Raw genomic sequence first — 16,155 nt, forward strand, 5'->3', positions numbered from 1 at the left:
CACGGTGCCGAGTGCCTGCCGGAAGTCCACGACCATACCAGCTACCAATACGCCATCGCCCGCCGGGATATGCGCCCCTATGGTTTTGCCCTGCCACCGCTGGTGCTCTACTCGCTGCTGGACGCCAACAGCGTGTATCTCAAGAACTGGCTGCGGATGTGTCCACGCAATCAGATCACCGTGCTGGATACCCACGACGGCATCTGTATTCCGGATGTGGAAGGGGTTCTGCCGGAAGAGGCCATTCGCAGCCTGATTGACAACATTGATGCCCGCAGTGCTGACCCGATCCTGCGACGCTCCGCAGCCAATATTCACAGTGTCGGATCCATCTACCAGCTCACCTGTACGTTTTACGATGCGCTGATGCGCAATGACGACGCCTATATTGCGGCCCGTGCCATTCAGTTCTTCGCCCCTGGTATTCCGCAGGTTTACTACGTGGGTTTGCTGGCCGGCTGCAATGATCAGGAACTGCTGGCAAAAACCGGCGAACCCCGGGATATCAATCGCCACAGCTACACCCTGGAGGAGGCGGCAGACGCGACCACCCAGCCGGTGGTTGAACGACTGCTGACGCTGATGCGGTTTCGCTCGGGTTATCCGGCCTTTGAGGGCCGCTTCGAGCTGAATTACTCCAACGACTCGAGTGTCGCCATCTGTTTGTGGACCTGAACTTCAATACCGCACGCATCCAGTATCGGGATGAGCGGGATCTGAGCAGGAAATCCTTTCAGTGCTGAGCATGGAAGCGGGTTCAGGAGCTCTGCAATAGCAGTTGTGTTCCGCTGTCAGGTTCATTAGTGTCGCTGTAATCTGGCAGGACTAACCTCGGTGGGGACCGCAACATGACTGATAAAAAAGGTTGGCTGGCGTCGACCGTGGCCTTCGTGCTGGCGCTGCTGGCGGGCGTGATTGCTGGCAGCCTGATTCAGACCCACCTGAACATGGAGGCATTGCGGCAGCTGGGTGTGGAGATTTCTCCGGGCCTGCAGGTTCAGACCAGCCTGCAGGACCTGGTCAACTTTGCCCCGATCTACGCGGTGGTCTTCGGCTGCAGTTTTCTGGTGTCTCAGACTATTGCCATGCTGGTTACCCGTCGCGTGCTGATCCGGTGGCGGACGCCGGTCTGTGCGCTGGCGGCAGCCTCGGGGCTGTGGCTCACTTTCCTGTTGGTTAACGCCCTTGCGCCCATGCCTACGCTGATCGCCGCATCCCGCGGTATTGGCGGTACCCTGCTGCTGTTGGCGGTGGCCGGATGTTCAGGCTGGCTCTTCGCCTGGCTTAACGGGCATAAACACCGTTCAGGCCCATCTGTTGCGGTGACGGTACTGGTCCTGACGGGCAGCTTGCTGGCACCGGAGCATGGCGCTCTTGCGCAATCGGCCACGTCCTATCAGGTAGATACGGTTGTCGATGGCCTCGAACACCCCTGGTCCCTGGCCTTTCTGCCCGATGGCCGGCTCCTGGTTACCGAGCGCCCGGGTCGGCTGCGGCTGGTAGCCATGAGAACAGCGGCCAAGGGAGATCTGTTGACGGAGCCGGTATCCGGGGTACCGGAGGTATTTGCTTCAGGACAGGCCGGATTGTTCGACGTTGTACTGGCCCCGGACTTTGCAGACAGCCAGACGATTTATCTGAGCTACGCCTGCGGCACCACCCGCGCCAATCATACCTGTCTGGCCAGGGGCAAATTGGTGGATGGCGCTCTGGAGCAGGTGACGGAGGTATTCCGGGCACAACCGGCCAAAACCGGCAACGCTCATTACGGCGGCCGGGTGGCCTGGCTGGCAGACGGAACCCTGGTTCTCGGTCTGGGCGACGGCTTTGATTACCGGGAGGAGGCCCAGAATACCGGCAGTCACATCGGCGCCCTGGTGCGCCTGAACGCCGACGGTTCGGTGCCGGCTGACAATCCCTTCGTCGGTCAGACAGGCGTCCGCCCAGAACTATACAGCTATGGCCACCGCAACATTCAGGGTCTGGTCTACGATCAACATCACGACCGGCTGATTGCCCATGAACACGGTCCCCGTGGTGGTGACGAAATCAATGTCATTGAAGCTGGCAAAAATTACGGCTGGCCGGTAACCACCCACGGTCTGGACTACACCGGCGCTCGCATTACGCCGTTTACCGAACGGGAAGCCATGGAGCCGCCACGTCTGCACTGGACGCCGTCCATCGCCCCCTCCGGGATGGCGCTCTACACCGGAGCTCTGTTCCCGCAGTGGCAGGGAGACCTGCTGGTGGGGGCGCTGGCGTCAAGACGGGTACACCGGGTTTCCTTTGACCAGGAAACCGGTGGCATGGCAAGGGATGTGGAAAGCCTGTTCGAGGAACTGGACGAGCGCATCCGCGACGTCCGCACGGGCCCTGATGGCGCCCTGTACCTGCTCACCGACAATGCCAACGGTCGCATTCTGCGTGTAACGCCGCAGTAGCGGCTGGAATTTCTATGGCGATCAATCATTCCGGACGGGTATCGCCCTTGCTGGCGCTGGGGTTTCAGGGAGCCATTTTACTGGTTGCCCTCGGCGCTTTGTGGGCTTTTGGCATTCCGGTTCGCAATGATGGCCTGTCGCTACTGGCTGCCCTGCTTTCGGGTACCCTGGGTGGGGTCATGACCTGGGGTCTGCTTTATATCATGACGTTGCTGCCGTTGTTTCAGGTGCCCGTGCTCAGGCAGCACATGAGGGATCTGCACCGGTTTACCCGCAGCTATTCCTGGCCCGTACTGATGGGTCTTGCGGCGCTGGCCGGAACTGGCGAGGAGTTATTGTTCCGGGCGGTGATTCAGGGCGGATTGGCCGACGCCGGCTACCTGGTGGCAGGCATTCTGGTGGGGGCGGTGGTATTTGGCCTGGTTCACTTCCTGTCCTGGGCCTATTTTGCCATGGCGACGCTGTTGGGATTTGTCCTGGGCGTGGCCTACTGGCACTCCGGAAGTCTGCTGCTGGTAATGGTATGGCATGGGGTTTACGACCTGGTGGCCATCTTCATGCTGCGCCAGTACCCGCAGGCCTTCGGTTTGCCCCGGGTTCAGGGCGTCCGGTAAAGCCAGCGGCGGTATCAGGTGTCCACTTTGCCGCGCATGGCCTTGATCTGCCCACGCTGGGTTTTATTGTCTACCCGCCGCCTTTGGGAACCCCTGGTGGGTCTGGTAGCGCGCCGGGCCTTGCGGGGTTTGACGGCCTCCTGTATCAACTCTTTCAGGCGATTCAGCGCATCGTCCCGATTCAGCTCCAGGGTCCGGAACGACTGTGCCTTGATGATCAGCACGCCGTCCTTGCTGATGCGTTGATCCGAAAGGGCCAGAAGCCGTTCCTTGTAAAAGGGGGGCAGGCTGGAATGGGGGATGTCAAAACGCAGGTGGACCGCGGAAGCCACCTTGTTGACGTTCTGGCCGCCGGCACCCTGGGCGCGAATCTGGGTAATGTCGACTTCCCAGTCGGCCAGTTCGACGGCGCTGGAGAGTGTGATCAATGTAGCCATGGGATCCTGAAGACGTTGTGCATGCCGCTACAGTGTACTCTTTGACGAGCTCTGATTCAGGTCCCGGTTTCTGCGCGCAGGAGATTCCGGGTAGCCTCAGACCGGATTGTCATCGGTTTGGGTGTTCAGAATGCCGGCCATGGATGCCAGCACTTTTTCGTCAACAAAGGTTTTCAGGTAGGGCGGTTTCAGAAAGGTGGTGGAGGGCGCAAGTCCGTTGGTTGCGCTGTAAGAGCGTGAAAAATGTGCCGAATTGGAAAACCCCGCCGCCAGCGCCGCATCCGTGACGGAGTGTCCCTGGGCCAGCAGCAGCGCGCCCACGAACAGCCGGTATCGCAGCCGGTATTGGGTAATGGGTATCCCGGCCTGATCCTTGAACAGTTTTTCCAGTCGGGATTCGGACAGGTTTACAGTGTCGGCCAATTCACCCAGGGTCAGGTTCTCGCTAATGGTTGAACTCAGGATTCTGGCAACTTCCAGTACCCGTTGGTCAAACTGTCGAAAAACCAGGTTGCTGACATCGGGCGGTATGATCCGGGTTCTGGTCAGATCATAGGTTTCATCCGGCGGCAGCTCGGGACCATCGCGGACCTGGAGCAAGGTCTGAATCAGTTCCTGCTCATTGGGGTGATCAATGTAGACACCGGGCGCAACAGCGGTCATCAGGCTGGCCAGTGCCGGATAGTCCTGGGAAAATGGCGCGAGAAAACAGATCGCAATGACAGTGTTGCTGATGTTGATCGTGTCGTCATCAATTTCTACGCCGGTTGGGACGAGACAGCTGCCGGTGTGAACCCGACTGCCGTCAGCAAGTTGCACGGAGAGGGAACCTTCCAGACAAAGGATCAGCTTTTCCTGAACCGAGCGGTGTGCCCTGTACCGGCTCCGGGTGGTCGCCAGAAACAGGAGTTCCCGTTGCCAGATGTAGAGTTTCGGCGCTGTTGTCGGGCAGGCGCAGATATAATTATTATTGGCGCTCATTGTTTATCTGTCGCTTCTGTCTTCCGTGGACAAAAGGCTGGTCAGGGCAAAAATGAACACCGGGCTCAGTGACAGAGCCCGGTGTTCAGGCCAACTAACCTTCCGGCTTTTTCGGTATGACCCCCTTCGTGAACAGGATCAGGGCACTGTGGTGCTCGACTGAGTAATGTGCTGATCCGGAGGCAGTCGCGCGTTCTGGTTCAGAACCTTGTCTGAGCAGACAGCAGGCGCAGACATATCTCCTGGTGAGCAGGAACAACCGGACTTTAATGCCCACCATTGGACCTTTCAGTATGTTGCACGTTACTGCCGGGCGTTTTCCGAAGCTTTCACGTTCTGGCACTGCAAGTGGACCAGTTTCACATTCGTTCCAAATATTTCAGCGGCACCGGAATGGGGGAGGGCTGCGATGCTCAGAACCGGACCACCAGGCCCGCCCCGGCTTCTGCCTGAAAAAAGCCACTGCTCTCGAAACGGGCGGTGCAGCCGCCGGAACAGAACACCGAACCACCAGAGTCGAGAGCGGTATAGATTCCTCGCAGGTCCAGCCGAACCAGCAAATGTTCCGTAAGCGCGAACTTGTAGCCCGCGCCAAGGGCAATGGATGCCCGGTGATGGGTACGATAGTCGCTGTTCCTGGGCTCCAGATGGGTAACGCCGGCCACCCCGGAGGCAAATCCCCCGGTGGATTTGCCGCCAGGAAAGTAGAGCCCGCCGAACTGGAGCTGGTAGATGACGACATCGATAGCACGGATATCCGGTTCCAGGAAGGCGTCAGAGGTATACGCCGTGGTGTCCTGTCGCGCGAAGTAGAGCTCGGCCTGTTTGCCCGGCTGCTTCAGGTCAACGTTCATGACCACGCCCAGGCTTTCGCCGTCGTCAAACCGGAGCCGGCCACGGGATTCAGCACCGGCGGTCACAATATCAATGCCGGAGCCCATCCGGTAACCCACAAACGGGGCGATTTCGATGCCAAAGCCTTTGTCGGCGGAGACCGCGAAGAGGGGGGCTGCCATCAGTCCCAGCAGAGCCAGAAACCGGAATGAAAACCTCAACCGCTGCGGCCTGGTCATTGGTTACTGACCTCCGGCCCTGATCGCATTCAGAGCCTTGCGCAATTCATCGACAGTCCGTTCGGTATTGTTGAGTTTTTCGAGTCCGAACAGGCCTACCCGGAAGGTCCGGAAATGGTCAGGTTCATCGCACATCAGCGGCACGCCGGCCGCTGTTTGCAGGCCCTGAGCCCGGAACAGGCTGGTGTTGTGCAGATCAGCGTTTTCGGTATGCAGGACGACCACCGAAGCGGCTTCAAAGCCCGGGGCCGCAACGCTCTGGAAACCCTCGCTGGCGAACAGCTGGCGCACCTCCCGGCCCAGCATTTGCTGGTGCTGCTTGACGTTATCCAGTCCGGTAGCAACGGTTTCAGCCATGGCATCGCGCAGGATCAGCAGGGTGTCCGTTGGCATGGTGGCATGGTAGGCGTGGCTGCCGTCTTCATAAGACTGCATGATCTGCCGCCATTTTTTCAGGTCAGCGGCAAAACTGCTGCTGGTGGTCTGTGCCAGTCTCGCCATGGCTCTGTCGCTGAGGCCGATCAGGGCGGCACAGGGTGAGGCGCTCCAGCCTTTCTGTGGTGCGCTGATCAGCACATCTACATGACAGGCCTTCATGTCGACCCAGAGGGCGCCGGATGCCACACAATCCAGAATAAACAGGCCCCCGGTTGCGCGCACGGCCTCACCTACCGCACGCAGATAGTCATCCGGCAGAACCACCCCTGCAGCGGTCTCCACGTGGGGAGCAAAAACCACAGCGGGGCGTTCCCGGTGAATGGTGGCTACAACCTCGTCAAGGGCGGGTGGCTGCCACGGGGACTGCTCTGCGCTGGTGGTCGGGGTTGCCCTCATGACCGTGCAGCTGGCAGGAATACGGCCCATGTCAAAAATCTGGCTCCAGCGGTAACTGAACCAGCCATTGCGGATTACCAGGCAGTGCTGGTCACTGGCAAACTGGCGGGCCACCGCTTCCATTCCGAAGCTGCCACCGCCGGGCACCACCGCGGTAGCGTCGGCGTTATAGACTTGTTTCAGGGTGCCAGAGATATCTTTCATCACTTGCTGAAACACGACGGACATGTGATTCAATGAGCGGTCATTGAAGACGACAGAGTATTCAAGCAAACCTTCGGGATCGACGGTTTTGACCAGTCTGGACATGATGGTGGAGCCTTATCGGAAACTTTCTGATCTGGATGACCTGTTTAGCGGATTTTAGCCGATAAATCTGGCCCCAGCCCGCGAATTGCGACAATTTATCACAGAAGGGTCACTTGTCATCCTGTTTACGGGACGACAAACTGGACCCTTCAATAAACGTAAACACAAGTGAGTACCTATGAGCCGACTGATCACACTGGCCGCAGCGGTCTGTATTACCATCGCAACGTCACTGGCGATGGCCAGCGAATATGAACAGGGCGACCTGACCATCGCTGATCCCTGGTCGCGTCCGACGCCTCCCGGAGCCGCCGTGGGCGCGGGCTACATGGTGATCAGTAACTCCGGAGAGGATGACATCACATTGATCGGGGGAGAAACCCCCAAAGCCGCCCGGGTTTCGATCCATGAAACTGTTGAAGAAGGTGGCGTGATGCGTATGCAGCCTTTGCGCGAAGGCCTGGTTGTTCCTGCCGGAGGCAAGGTTGAGCTGAAGCCTCACAGTTACCACCTTATGCTGGAACAGCTCACCAGCGGCATCGAGGAAGGCCAGCAAATACCACTGACCCTGAGCTTCGAGGGTGCCGGGGATATGGAAGTCACCCTCCGTGTGAAGTCTCTGGACGGCGACGACATGAGTGACTCAAAAGGGCATAACAGCCACTGATCCCATGATCTGCGGGCCGGCTGGCCGGGAGGGTGCTGCCCGCTCCGGTCGGTCTGTCCGTCCCTTCTGGTCGTTCCTTACTGCAACACTGCACCTGCCAGCTACTTGCTGAAGCACCGTTGTGGCCGTTTCGGATCTAACCTATACAGGACTGCGACAGGTTGCTGATGCGCCTGGCAACTGCGCATAATAGCGGTTGCAGATCATTACCCAGAGCAGAAGGAAGTCGCCTGGCAGATCTGCAGCGACCCTGCCGATATCGGATACTGACCGATCGGACAGTCGTAGGCCGGACGGTTGCAGTACTACTCGCACAACTCGCACTGTCCCTCTCAATAAACAGGCCCTGCTTTTGCAAGCCTGGTTGTAAGAACACAGCATCGGCGGTCATCAAGAACGACGCGGATGCTGTCATAGATGCCTGCCACTCCAACAAGGGACCGATTGGAATGATTTCACGACCGTATTTGCGGACCTTCTGGCTGATGCTCATCAGCTTCATACTTGCCCTTCCTGTCCTCGCTGACGAAACAAGTGCCCTCGGTGCTGGCGATCGCCTGAATATCACAGTGTATGGACAGGAAGACCTGACCACCCGTACCGACATTGCCGCCGACGGGACCATCTCCATGCCCCTGCTGGGGCGGGTTGAAGTGGCGGGTATGACGCCGCCCGCTGCGGCCCGGATGATTGAAGGCCGGCTGGAGCAGGGCGGTTACCTGCGTCGGGCCCACGTTAATCTTCTGGTTGAGGAAAACCGTAGCAATACCATTTCGATTCTGGGCCAGGTCAACAGCCCGGGGCAGGTTGCGTTGACCGGCCCTACCTCCCTTACCGAAGCGCTGGCACTGGCCGGGGGCATCAATAAGGAGGGCGGCGAACGTATTGTGGTGATCCGTCCGGGTAACGACGGACGCCAGAGCCGGCAGGAGTTCCGACTTGATGAGCTGCTTGACAGCAGTGCCGAGGCCACCATGCCCATCACCCTCCGTCGCGGCGATACCCTGTACGTGCCACGGGTGGATCAGTTTTATGTCCACGGTCAGGTACAGCGACCGGGAACCTACCCGCTGAACCGGCCATTGAATGTGATGCAGGCGCTGTCTGTCAGTGGCGGATTCGGGCCGGCGGCGAGAACCAGCGGACTGGTGCTTTATCGGAAACAGCCGGATGGGCGTGTGGTTCAGCTTGACGCCAAACTGAACGACCCGATGCGGGATGGCGACGTCCTCTTCGTCAAGGAGAGTCTGTTCTGAACCGATCTCCGGGAGGGAGTGGTGGCATGAGTCTACTGAGTCTTCTGCGAATTCTGCTGGCCCGCTGGTGGTTGATTCTGCTGGTTCTGGTTTCGTGTGTGTTGCTGACACTTGTGGTGTCGCTGAATCTGCCAAAACAGTATACCGCCACCACCGAGCTGATTCTCAACGGTAATGTCCAGGACCGGATGACCGGTCAGTTCGCGCCAGCCCGTTCGGGTTATATGGCGACTCAGGTGGAGGTTATCCGCAGTCGCAACGTGGCTGGTCGCGTCTATGCAGGCCTGCCTGAAGACGCCGTCGAGCTGGCCCGGCAGGAAGCGCTGCGGGATATGGGTGAGGAGGCGGATCCGCAGCGATGGGTTACGTCGACCCTCGCCCGGAATCTGGTGGTCACGCCGGGAGGACGCGACAGCAACGTACTTTCAATCAGCGTTCAGGGTGGCAATCCGGAACTGGCGGCAGCAATGGCCAATACCCTGGCGGCAGCCTATATGGATACCAACCTTGAGTTACGCACCGATCCGGCGCGCCGGTTTTCCGACTGGTACGACCAGCAAATGGCGGTATTGCGCCAGAAACTGAGAGATGCCCACCGGGAGCTGTCAGGTTATCAGCAGGAACACGGCATCATTGCCCTGGACGAGCGCCTGGATGTTGAAACATCGCGATTACAGGAACTGTCCTCGATGCTGGTCGTTGCACAGGGTGAACACTTGCAGGATCAGATTCGCGACAACCAGAGCCAGCGGCCAGCGGCGGCTTATGTTCCCGATAACGTCGTGATCCAGAACCTGCGGTCTCAGCTGACCACCGCAGAAACCAGGCTGGAAGATCTGGCTACCCGCTACGGCCTCAATCATCCGGAATACCGCAAGGCGGTGGCTGAGGTGAATGCGCTGCGCCAGAGTCTGCAGCGGGAAATGGCCATTGTGGCCCGCAGTTTGCGATCCACTGCCGAGTTTTCTGAAAGCCAGACCGGTGAGCTGGAAGCGCAGCTGGAGCAACAACGGGCCAGAGTGCTTGAGCTGAATGCCCAGCGTGATGAGCTGGAGTTGTTGCGGCAGGAGGTAGACATGGCTCAGCAAGCTTATAACTCCGCAGCCGGAAGGGCCTCGGCCAATCAGTTGGAGAGCCGGCTGGCGGAAACCGATGTTACGGTGCTGAATCCGGCGATGGTTCCGGTCAGGCCGTCGGCACCTGACGTCCGGCTGAATCTGGTGGTGTCGGTGGCGCTGGGCCTGTTGCTTGGTGTCGGGCTGGCCCTGTTGCTGGAAATGACCAACCGGCGTATTCGAAGTCGGGCGGATGTGGAGGAAATTCTTGGGTTACCAGTACTGGGATATCTGCCTTTTCCCCAGACCGAAGCGCGCTATCCGGGAGCTCACTGACGATGACTGATATCGCCCTGCCGTTAATGAAAGAATCCGCACATATTCCTGCAGAAACAGAGCTTATGGGCCGCCTGCTGATCGAGTCCGGTGTCATCAGAATCGGTGATCTTGAGCGCATTCTGCAGTTGCAGAAACAAAAGGGCCTGCGGTTTGGAGAGGCGGCCCAGATGCTGGGCCTGGTCACTGCGGACGATATCCGGACCATACTTTCAAGACAGTTTTCCTACCCGGTGGTTGCCCAGAAAGATCACACCCTCAGTCCGCGCCTGATTGCCGCCGTCATGCCAGACAGTCCAAGGGTTGAGGCTTTGCGAAGTCTCCGGAGTGAGCTGATGCTGCGGTTTTTCAATCAGGCCGAGAACAGGACGCTGGCGGTGATTGCGGTGGATGATGAATCAGGGCACGGCGACATGACCGCAAATCTGGCTGTGGTTTTTGCCCAGCTGGGTGCACGAACCCTGTTGGTGGATGCGAACCTGCGTCAACCGTCATTACACAGTCTGTTTTCGGTACCCAATATCCGCGGTATGTCGGATGCGCTGGCAGGCCGTGCCGCCGCTGTTCCCCGCAACTGCCCTCCGCTCAATGACTTGTGGCTGCTCAACGGCGGCACCCAGGCGCCGAATCCGCAGGAGTTGCTGGCGCACACCCGTTATCAGGAGTTGATGGAGCGGCTGGCAGGAAAATTTGACGCGGTACTGATTCACACACCAACCATGAAAACAAACCTCGACGCTCAGGTCGTCGCCGCCAGGGCAGGTGCAGTATTGCTGGTGGCGCGAGAACATGTGACACCGTTGCGGGCGCTCGAAAAGGCCAGCAGCCGACTGCGTGAAATCGGAGTCAAGGTCGTGGGAGTGGCGCTCAGTCACTGAGCGGTCAGTTATCCGGCCGAGCCAGGGAAAGCAATGACATCAGAGCTTCTGAACCACCAGCTCCGGGCCCGACGTCTGGCCCTGTCGGTCATGGTAATAGCCGTGACTTATCAGGCCGTGTTATGCCTCATCCACACACAGTTGTTTCCGGTATCCAGAGCCATGGTAGGAATGGCAGAAGTCCTGTTATTACTGGCCTGCATACCAATGCTTCTGCCACGGCTGATACCACAGGTGGTTATTTTCATGGCACTTTCGGGTGCCTTGTTGTGCCTGTTGGCGCTGCTGAGCGGTCATCTTGATGTCAAGGTCTTCAGGGACCTGCTGATCATTCTCTGGTTTTACTGGCTGGGCCGAAATCTCGGTGACACGGCGCTGGCGGATCAGGGACTTCGCATCGTTGCGGTGATGCTGGTGGCCTTCGGTCTGCTGGAACTGTTGGCGCTCGACACCTTTACCGACCTGTTCAATATTTTCGGGTACTACGTCAGCATAGGAAGCCTCGAACCGGTTACCGAGTATGTGCGGGACAGCCGGTTGCAAATGAACGGTATCCGGCCGGATGGTATTGGCCGGACCCTGCTGCCGGGACTGCTCGACAATCATCGGGTGTCGTCACTGTTTCTTGAACCGGTATCGTTGGGTAATTTTGCCACGATTCTTGCTGCCTGGGGACTGTCGAAAGAGCGGGCGGAACTGGGAAGCATGTTGTTTTTTCTCGGCGCGGCCATGTTGTTGATTGTGCTGGCAGATTCCCGGTTTGCGCTGATCTCCGTCAGTCTGCTGGTGGCTATGAGAGTGCTGTTGCGGGGCGGCTGGATGTATCTGGTGGTCCTGCTTCCGGTGGTGATTCTGCTGGCACTGGTACTGACCGCGCTTTACGCCAATATCCCCTACAGCGACAGTTATGCCGGAAGACTGATGATCAGTGGCCTGTCTCTGGTGAACTTCAGCGTACCCGCGCTGCTCGGATTCGACAGCCAGGCGGCGTTCCCGGACCAGGGCTACGCTTATGTGCTTTCAGGCTTTGGTCTGGTGCTGGCCGTGGCATTGTGGCTTGCGCTTTGGCTGGTCCCGGTAGCGGACAGCCAGGGTCACCGGTTCCGTTGCTATGTGGCGGTCTATGTGTGCCTGATACTTGCGGTCAGCGGAACGTCCCTGTTCGCATTCAAGACAGCCGCCGTGCTCTGGTTGTTACTGGGCGTTGTTGTAAGAAAGCCCGCGTCGGTACCGGCTATGGAAAAAGCCGGGAACAGGCGGGTATCAGCGGTTCCGGATGACCGGAACCTGCATCCATCAGGATTTTCTGGAACAGGGAAAGTACCGGTATGACTATGCGTGTTGCCCATGTGGTTCGTCAGTACCACCCGTCGGTTGGCGGTATGGAAGATGTGGTCAGAAGTATATGCGGACAACAGCGGGACTGCGGGCATCAGTCGCCCCGCATTGTCACGCTGGATCGTCTGTTCCGTAACGGCGAGGGTCGTCTGCCCGCAACGGACCGGATCGACGATGTCCCGGTACTTCGGCTGCCCTGGGCCGGTTCCAGTCGCTATCCCCTGTGTCCGGCTGTATTGCGGGCAATCGGTGACGCCGATGTGGTGCATGTTCATGGTGTGGATTTCTTCTACGATTTCCTGGCAGCCACCCGGCTGATACATCGCAAGCCCCTGGTGCTGTCGACGCACGGTGGGTTCTTCCATACCGAATTTGCCAGCCCCCTGAAGAATGTATGGTTCCGGACCATTACCCGCTGGTCTGCGCTGGCCTACGAAAATATCGTGGCGACCAGCGAGAACGACGGTCGCCGGTTCAGTGAAATCAGTGGTCCCGGTCGTCTCAAGGTGATCGAGAATGGTGTCAATACCAGCAAATATGCCGGATGTGGCAGCCCAAAGCTGAACAGGACGCTGATCTATTTCGGGCGCTGGTCCAGTAACAAGGGCTTGATCGAGGCGCTCGACCTGATGTCGCTGCTGACAGCCAGTAATCCGGATTGGCGGCTTATCATTGCCGGCCGCGAATACGACTATTCCGCCCATGATCTGCAGGCCCGTATTGACCAGTGTCAGCTTACCGATCTGGTGACGCTGCATCCCAATCCGAGTGACGAGGCAATGCGTCAGCTCATTTTCGAAGCCAGTTTTTTCCTCTGCCTGTCCCGCCACGAAGGCTTTGGTCTTGCGGCTATTGAGGCCATGAGTGCGGGCCTGACACCGGTACTCAGTGACATTCCGCCATTCCGGCGGCTGGTGAACGAATCGGGTCTGGGTGTGTGCGCTGCGGCAAAGGACGGCCCCGCCCTGGCTGAACCCTTGACCGCTCTGTTCAATCTGGGTGATGGCGCCCACCATCAGCGCCGCCAGGCTGCCATGGCGTTTGCTGATCGTTACAGCTGGAATCACGTTGCGAGCCATTACATTGAACTGTACGACCAGATCGGGAGTCGGGTATGAAACCGTCATGTCAGGCGGGAGGGAGCAGCGGTGCTGGCCGGACACTGCTGGTGTTGGTGATACTGTTGCTGGCCTCGGCAAATGCCGCCGCGTCCTGTCTCCATCAGGCCCCTCTGAGGGGGTTGAATCTGGCGGGTGCCGAGTTTAATACCCGGGAGTTGCCGGGCATCCTGCACCGCAATTACACCTATCCTGCAGCAACTGATTTCCGTTATTTCGGGGCGAAAGGGGCCAATACCATTCGGCTGCCAGTGCGGTGGGAACGTGTACAACAGGAACTTTCCGGGCCACTGGACGACGCCAATCTGAATGAAATCCGGAAGGCGCTCAACAACGCTGTCGAACAGGATCAGTGCCTGCTTCTTGATCTCCATAATTATGGTTACTACGCCGGCGAGCAGTTAGGTACAGATGCGGTGCCACTGGCGTCGTTTGTTGATGTATGGCGACGATTGGCAGAAGAGCTTGGCAACCCCGGGCACCTTGCACTGGGGCTGATGAACGAGCCGTTCAAGCATCCCATTGACCAATGGGCCAGTATCGCTCAGCACACCGTTACCGAGCTGAGAGCGGCCGGTATCGGACATCTGATCATGGTGTCTGGCGGCCGCTGGAGTGGAGTGCACGAATGGTTTCGCAAGATTTCCGGTGTCAGCAATGCCGAGGCCTTCGCCGGATTTTCGGATCCCCTTGGCCGTACTGTTCTGGAAGTTCACCAATACGTGAACGAAGGCTACTCCGGTACCAATGAAGATTGTCTGGCACCGGAGCATTTTGACCGGATGTTTGCGGCGATCGGAGCCTGGGCAACAGAGCACGACCAGCGCCTTTTTCTGGGAGAGTTCGGAACACCTGCTGCGGAATACTGCCTGGCAACCCTTGAGCACCTGCTGGGACTGGTCAATGACCCGCAGATCTGGCGGGGCTGGGCGTACTGGGCCGCTGGTAGCTGGTGGGGCGGATACTTCCTGTCTGTACACCCGCGGGCTGGCAAGGACGCCCCGCAAATGGCCGTGCTGGAACCGTTTTTTGGCGACTGGAGCTGCGAACAGGTACCCGATGAGCGCTGTCCGGGGGCACCGGAGGATCTCGCGGTTGAGCCGGAGCCTGAAGGTGAGGGTAAATGAAGGTTCGCCTAAACGAAACCACCGAACTGGCACCGGGAACTGGTCTGAATTTTCTGGTGTTGTCGGCTCATGACTTTCGTTCACCTCGCAAAGCCAATATACATTTCATCAGTCAACAACTTGCCAAACGGGGGCAGGTCCGGTTTTTTTCGCTTCGATTCAGCCAGTTGTCCCGTTTTACCAGCGATCCGAGGCTGGCGCTCGCAGCGCGTGCCAACCGTATAGAACGCCATGAACAGGTGGATTGTTATCTCTGGAAGACCATGATTCACCCGTTCAATACCCGGCGGCGCTGGCTGCGGGTAGCAGAGACGGTGATGTATCAGTGGTATCGGCTGACAGCCAGCCCGGTGCTGCGGGAGTGGATCCGGGACGCGGATGTCATTCTGTTTGAAAGCGGTATTGCTCCGCTCTTTTTTGACCTGGCGAAGTCCCTCAACCCGACCGCACGCACGCTGTACATCGCATCCGATGATCTGGATACCATCGGCGTGGCCAGTTTCGTCAAGCGGGCGTTTCAGCGGGCGGCGCCAAGGTTCAGCCAGATCCGCTTGCCGTCAGCCAGTCTTGCGCACTCGATACCCAGTACGGAAAACCTGCGGCTCATTCCCCATGGTATCGATCACCGCCTCGCGGAGGGCGCATCGCCATCACCCTATGGTGGCGGGGTGCATGCGGTGTCGGTGGGTTCCATGCTGTTTGATCCACTGTTTTTTGTTGAGGCATCCCGCCGCTTTCCGGACGTCCACTTTCACATAATCGGCTGCGGTCAGCCCGCGCATCCCGGTTACGGTTCCAATGTGACGGTTTACGGCGAAATGCCCCACCAGGAAACCGTGAACTGGATCCGCCACGCAGACATTGGCATAGCCCCCTACCAATCGGAACAGGTCCCGGCCTATCTGGCGGACACCTCAATGAAGCTGATTCAGTATGATTTCCTTGGTGTGCCGGCGGTCTGTCCAACTGCGGTGGTGGGCGATTACGCCAGCCGGTTTGGCTACCGACCCGGTGATGGCGACAGTATAGATGCCGCGGTCCGAAAGGCCCTGGAGGCACCCCGCGGCCCTTCACGGCGCCATCTGGACTGGTCGGAAGTCACCGACCGATTGTTGGTTCCGGAGCGGTTTGAAGACACGGAGATCCGCCTGTGACCGTAATGGAGAAATCATCCCCGCAGCCGCCGGCGGACACCCTGATGATTGCCGGCTTTCCGGTCCTGGCGCTGACCCGCATGCCTCTGGTCTCCCGCTTGCTGGCCAGCTGGGAGCAGGGCAGGCAGCGCTGTCTGTTTTTCGTCAACACCAACTTCGTCAATCAGTGCGAGTCCATGCGCCAGGCCCTGTCAGATCCTGATATCTGTCTGGTTAACGATGGCATAGGGATGGATATAGCGGGCTGGCTGCTTCACCGAACCCGCTTTCCGGATAATCTCAATGGCACTGACCTGGTGCCTCATTTGTTGCTGCAATTGCATGACAAACAGCGCCAGGCAGCGCTGGAAGGGCCGCGTATCTTTCTGCTGGGGGCAAAGCCGGGCATCGCTTTCAGGGCGGCGGCGACGCTGGCGGACATGGGATTGTGTATCGTGGGGACCCTGAATGGTTATGAGGAGTCTGCCGACAACGCGGGAGTTGTGGACGCAATCAATGCCGCCGGTGCTGATATCGTGCTGGTGGCGATGGGCA

General features: G+C 58.8%; 15 protein-coding genes and 1 pseudogene. 12 read left to right on the forward strand and 4 right to left on the reverse strand.

The features are described 5' to 3' along the window. The 3 genes and pseudogenes from AAC035_RS08400 to AAC035_RS08410 all read left to right on the forward strand — a co-directional run. Positions 1–675 (forward strand): annotated as a pseudogene (locus AAC035_RS08400) (sucrose phosphorylase); the annotation flags it as partial. Positions 676–848: 173 nt separating this feature from the next. Next, on the forward strand, positions 849–2,444 hold the full coding sequence (locus tag AAC035_RS08405) for a PQQ-dependent sugar dehydrogenase (RefSeq protein ID WP_339802470.1): 1,596 nt from the start codon (positions 849–851) through the stop codon (positions 2,442–2,444). Positions 2,445–2,458: 14 nt separating this feature from the next. Then, positions 2,459–3,058, forward strand: a complete 600-nt coding sequence (locus AAC035_RS08410; RefSeq protein WP_339802473.1) for a CPBP family intramembrane glutamic endopeptidase — start codon at positions 2,459–2,461, stop codon at positions 3,056–3,058. 14 nt (positions 3,059–3,072) lie between these two features. Here AAC035_RS08410 and arfB read toward each other — a convergent pair whose 3' ends face one another. From arfB to AAC035_RS08430, 4 genes are all read right to left on the reverse strand, one after another. Further along, complete coding sequence (gene arfB, locus AAC035_RS08415) at positions 3,073–3,486, reverse strand: alternative ribosome rescue aminoacyl-tRNA hydrolase ArfB (protein WP_339802512.1); 414 nt, start codon at positions 3,484–3,486, stop codon at positions 3,073–3,075. 105 nt (positions 3,487–3,591) lie between these two features. Next, on the reverse strand, positions 3,592–4,476 hold the full coding sequence (locus AAC035_RS08420) for an AraC family transcriptional regulator (RefSeq protein ID WP_339802476.1): 885 nt from the start codon (positions 4,474–4,476) through the stop codon (positions 3,592–3,594). A gap of 413 nt (positions 4,477–4,889) precedes the next feature. Next, complete coding sequence (locus AAC035_RS08425) at positions 4,890–5,549, reverse strand: hypothetical protein (RefSeq protein ID WP_339802478.1); 660 nt, start codon at positions 5,547–5,549, stop codon at positions 4,890–4,892. 3 nt (positions 5,550–5,552) lie between these two features. Then, positions 5,553–6,692, reverse strand: coding sequence for an alanine--glyoxylate aminotransferase family protein (locus tag AAC035_RS08430; RefSeq protein ID WP_339802481.1), 1,140 nt, complete (start codon positions 6,690–6,692; stop codon positions 5,553–5,555). A 178-nt stretch (positions 6,693–6,870) separates the two neighbouring features. Here AAC035_RS08430 and AAC035_RS08435 point away from each other — a divergent pair, with 178 nt between their 5' ends. The 9 genes from AAC035_RS08435 to AAC035_RS08475 form a co-directional block, all read left to right on the forward strand. Then, positions 6,871–7,359, forward strand: a complete 489-nt coding sequence (locus AAC035_RS08435; RefSeq protein ID WP_339802484.1) for a copper chaperone PCu(A)C — start codon at positions 6,871–6,873, stop codon at positions 7,357–7,359. A gap of 449 nt (positions 7,360–7,808) precedes the next feature. Further along, a complete protein-coding gene (locus AAC035_RS08440; protein WP_339802487.1) occupies positions 7,809–8,615 on the forward strand; it encodes a polysaccharide biosynthesis/export family protein in 807 nt (268 codons plus the stop codon). 26 nt (positions 8,616–8,641) lie between these two features. Then, a complete protein-coding gene (epsF, locus tag AAC035_RS08445) occupies positions 8,642–10,006 on the forward strand; it encodes a chain length determinant protein EpsF (RefSeq protein WP_339802490.1) in 1,365 nt (454 codons plus the stop codon). A gap of 2 nt (positions 10,007–10,008) precedes the next feature. Continuing rightward, positions 10,009–10,884, forward strand: coding sequence for a polysaccharide biosynthesis tyrosine autokinase (locus AAC035_RS08450; protein ID WP_339802493.1), 876 nt, complete (start codon positions 10,009–10,011; stop codon positions 10,882–10,884). Between the two features lie 33 nt (positions 10,885–10,917). Beyond that, the gene (locus tag AAC035_RS08455; RefSeq protein ID WP_339802496.1) at positions 10,918–12,216 is read left to right on the forward strand and encodes a polysaccharide biosynthesis protein GumE; all 1,299 of its coding nucleotides are present in this window, start codon (positions 10,918–10,920) and stop codon (positions 12,214–12,216) included. After that, positions 12,213–13,340: a glycosyltransferase family 4 protein gene (locus AAC035_RS08460; RefSeq protein ID WP_339802499.1), complete on the forward strand. Its 1,128-nt coding sequence runs from the start codon at positions 12,213–12,215 to the stop codon at positions 13,338–13,340. The genes AAC035_RS08455 and AAC035_RS08460 overlap by 4 nt, the downstream gene beginning before the upstream one ends. Next, the gene (locus AAC035_RS08465; RefSeq protein ID WP_339802502.1) at positions 13,337–14,467 is read left to right on the forward strand and encodes a glycoside hydrolase family 5 protein; all 1,131 of its coding nucleotides are present in this window, start codon (positions 13,337–13,339) and stop codon (positions 14,465–14,467) included. The genes AAC035_RS08460 and AAC035_RS08465 overlap by 4 nt, the downstream gene beginning before the upstream one ends. Then, positions 14,464–15,621 carry a glycosyltransferase family 1 protein gene (locus AAC035_RS08470; protein WP_339802506.1) on the forward strand — a complete coding sequence of 386 codons (1,158 nt, stop codon included), beginning with the start codon at positions 14,464–14,466 and terminating at the stop codon, positions 15,619–15,621. Before AAC035_RS08465 ends, AAC035_RS08470 begins: the two co-directional genes overlap by 4 nt. 5 nt (positions 15,622–15,626) lie before the next feature. Further along, positions 15,627–16,155 (forward strand): WecB/TagA/CpsF family glycosyltransferase (locus tag AAC035_RS08475; RefSeq protein ID WP_339802509.1); only part of this gene is annotated, 529 nt, incomplete at its 3' end.

Source organism: uncultured Marinobacter sp. (assembly GCF_963974375.1).
In the GTDB taxonomy this organism is placed as follows: domain Bacteria; phylum Pseudomonadota; class Gammaproteobacteria; order Pseudomonadales; family Oleiphilaceae; genus Marinobacter.

What these genes read in the sequence shown, in the direction of transcription:
- AAC035_RS08420 (WP_339802476.1), bottom strand. Translation starts at nt 4,476, where the DNA reads ATGAGCGCCAATAATAATTATATCTGCGCCTGCCCGACAACAGCGCCG.
- AAC035_RS08455 (WP_339802496.1), top strand. Translation starts at nt 10,918, where the DNA reads ATGACATCAGAGCTTCTGAACCACCAGCTCCGGGCCCGACGTCTGGCC.
- AAC035_RS08450 (WP_339802493.1), top strand. Translation starts at nt 10,009, where the DNA reads ATGACTGATATCGCCCTGCCGTTAATGAAAGAATCCGCACATATTCCT.
- AAC035_RS08470 (WP_339802506.1), top strand. Translation starts at nt 14,464, where the DNA reads ATGAAGGTTCGCCTAAACGAAACCACCGAACTGGCACCGGGAACTGGT.
- AAC035_RS08430 (WP_339802481.1), bottom strand. Translation starts at nt 6,692, where the DNA reads ATGTCCAGACTGGTCAAAACCGTCGATCCCGAAGGTTTGCTTGAATAC.
- AAC035_RS08440 (WP_339802487.1), top strand. Translation starts at nt 7,809, where the DNA reads ATGATTTCACGACCGTATTTGCGGACCTTCTGGCTGATGCTCATCAGC.
- AAC035_RS08435 (WP_339802484.1), top strand. Translation starts at nt 6,871, where the DNA reads ATGAGCCGACTGATCACACTGGCCGCAGCGGTCTGTATTACCATCGCA.
- AAC035_RS08460 (WP_339802499.1), top strand. Translation starts at nt 12,213, where the DNA reads ATGACTATGCGTGTTGCCCATGTGGTTCGTCAGTACCACCCGTCGGTT.
- epsF (WP_339802490.1), top strand. Translation starts at nt 8,642, where the DNA reads ATGAGTCTACTGAGTCTTCTGCGAATTCTGCTGGCCCGCTGGTGGTTG.
- AAC035_RS08425 (WP_339802478.1), bottom strand. Translation starts at nt 5,549, where the DNA reads ATGACCAGGCCGCAGCGGTTGAGGTTTTCATTCCGGTTTCTGGCTCTG.
- AAC035_RS08410 (WP_339802473.1), top strand. Translation starts at nt 2,459, where the DNA reads ATGGCGATCAATCATTCCGGACGGGTATCGCCCTTGCTGGCGCTGGGG.
- AAC035_RS08405 (WP_339802470.1), top strand. Translation starts at nt 849, where the DNA reads ATGACTGATAAAAAAGGTTGGCTGGCGTCGACCGTGGCCTTCGTGCTG.
- AAC035_RS08465 (WP_339802502.1), top strand. Translation starts at nt 13,337, where the DNA reads ATGAAACCGTCATGTCAGGCGGGAGGGAGCAGCGGTGCTGGCCGGACA.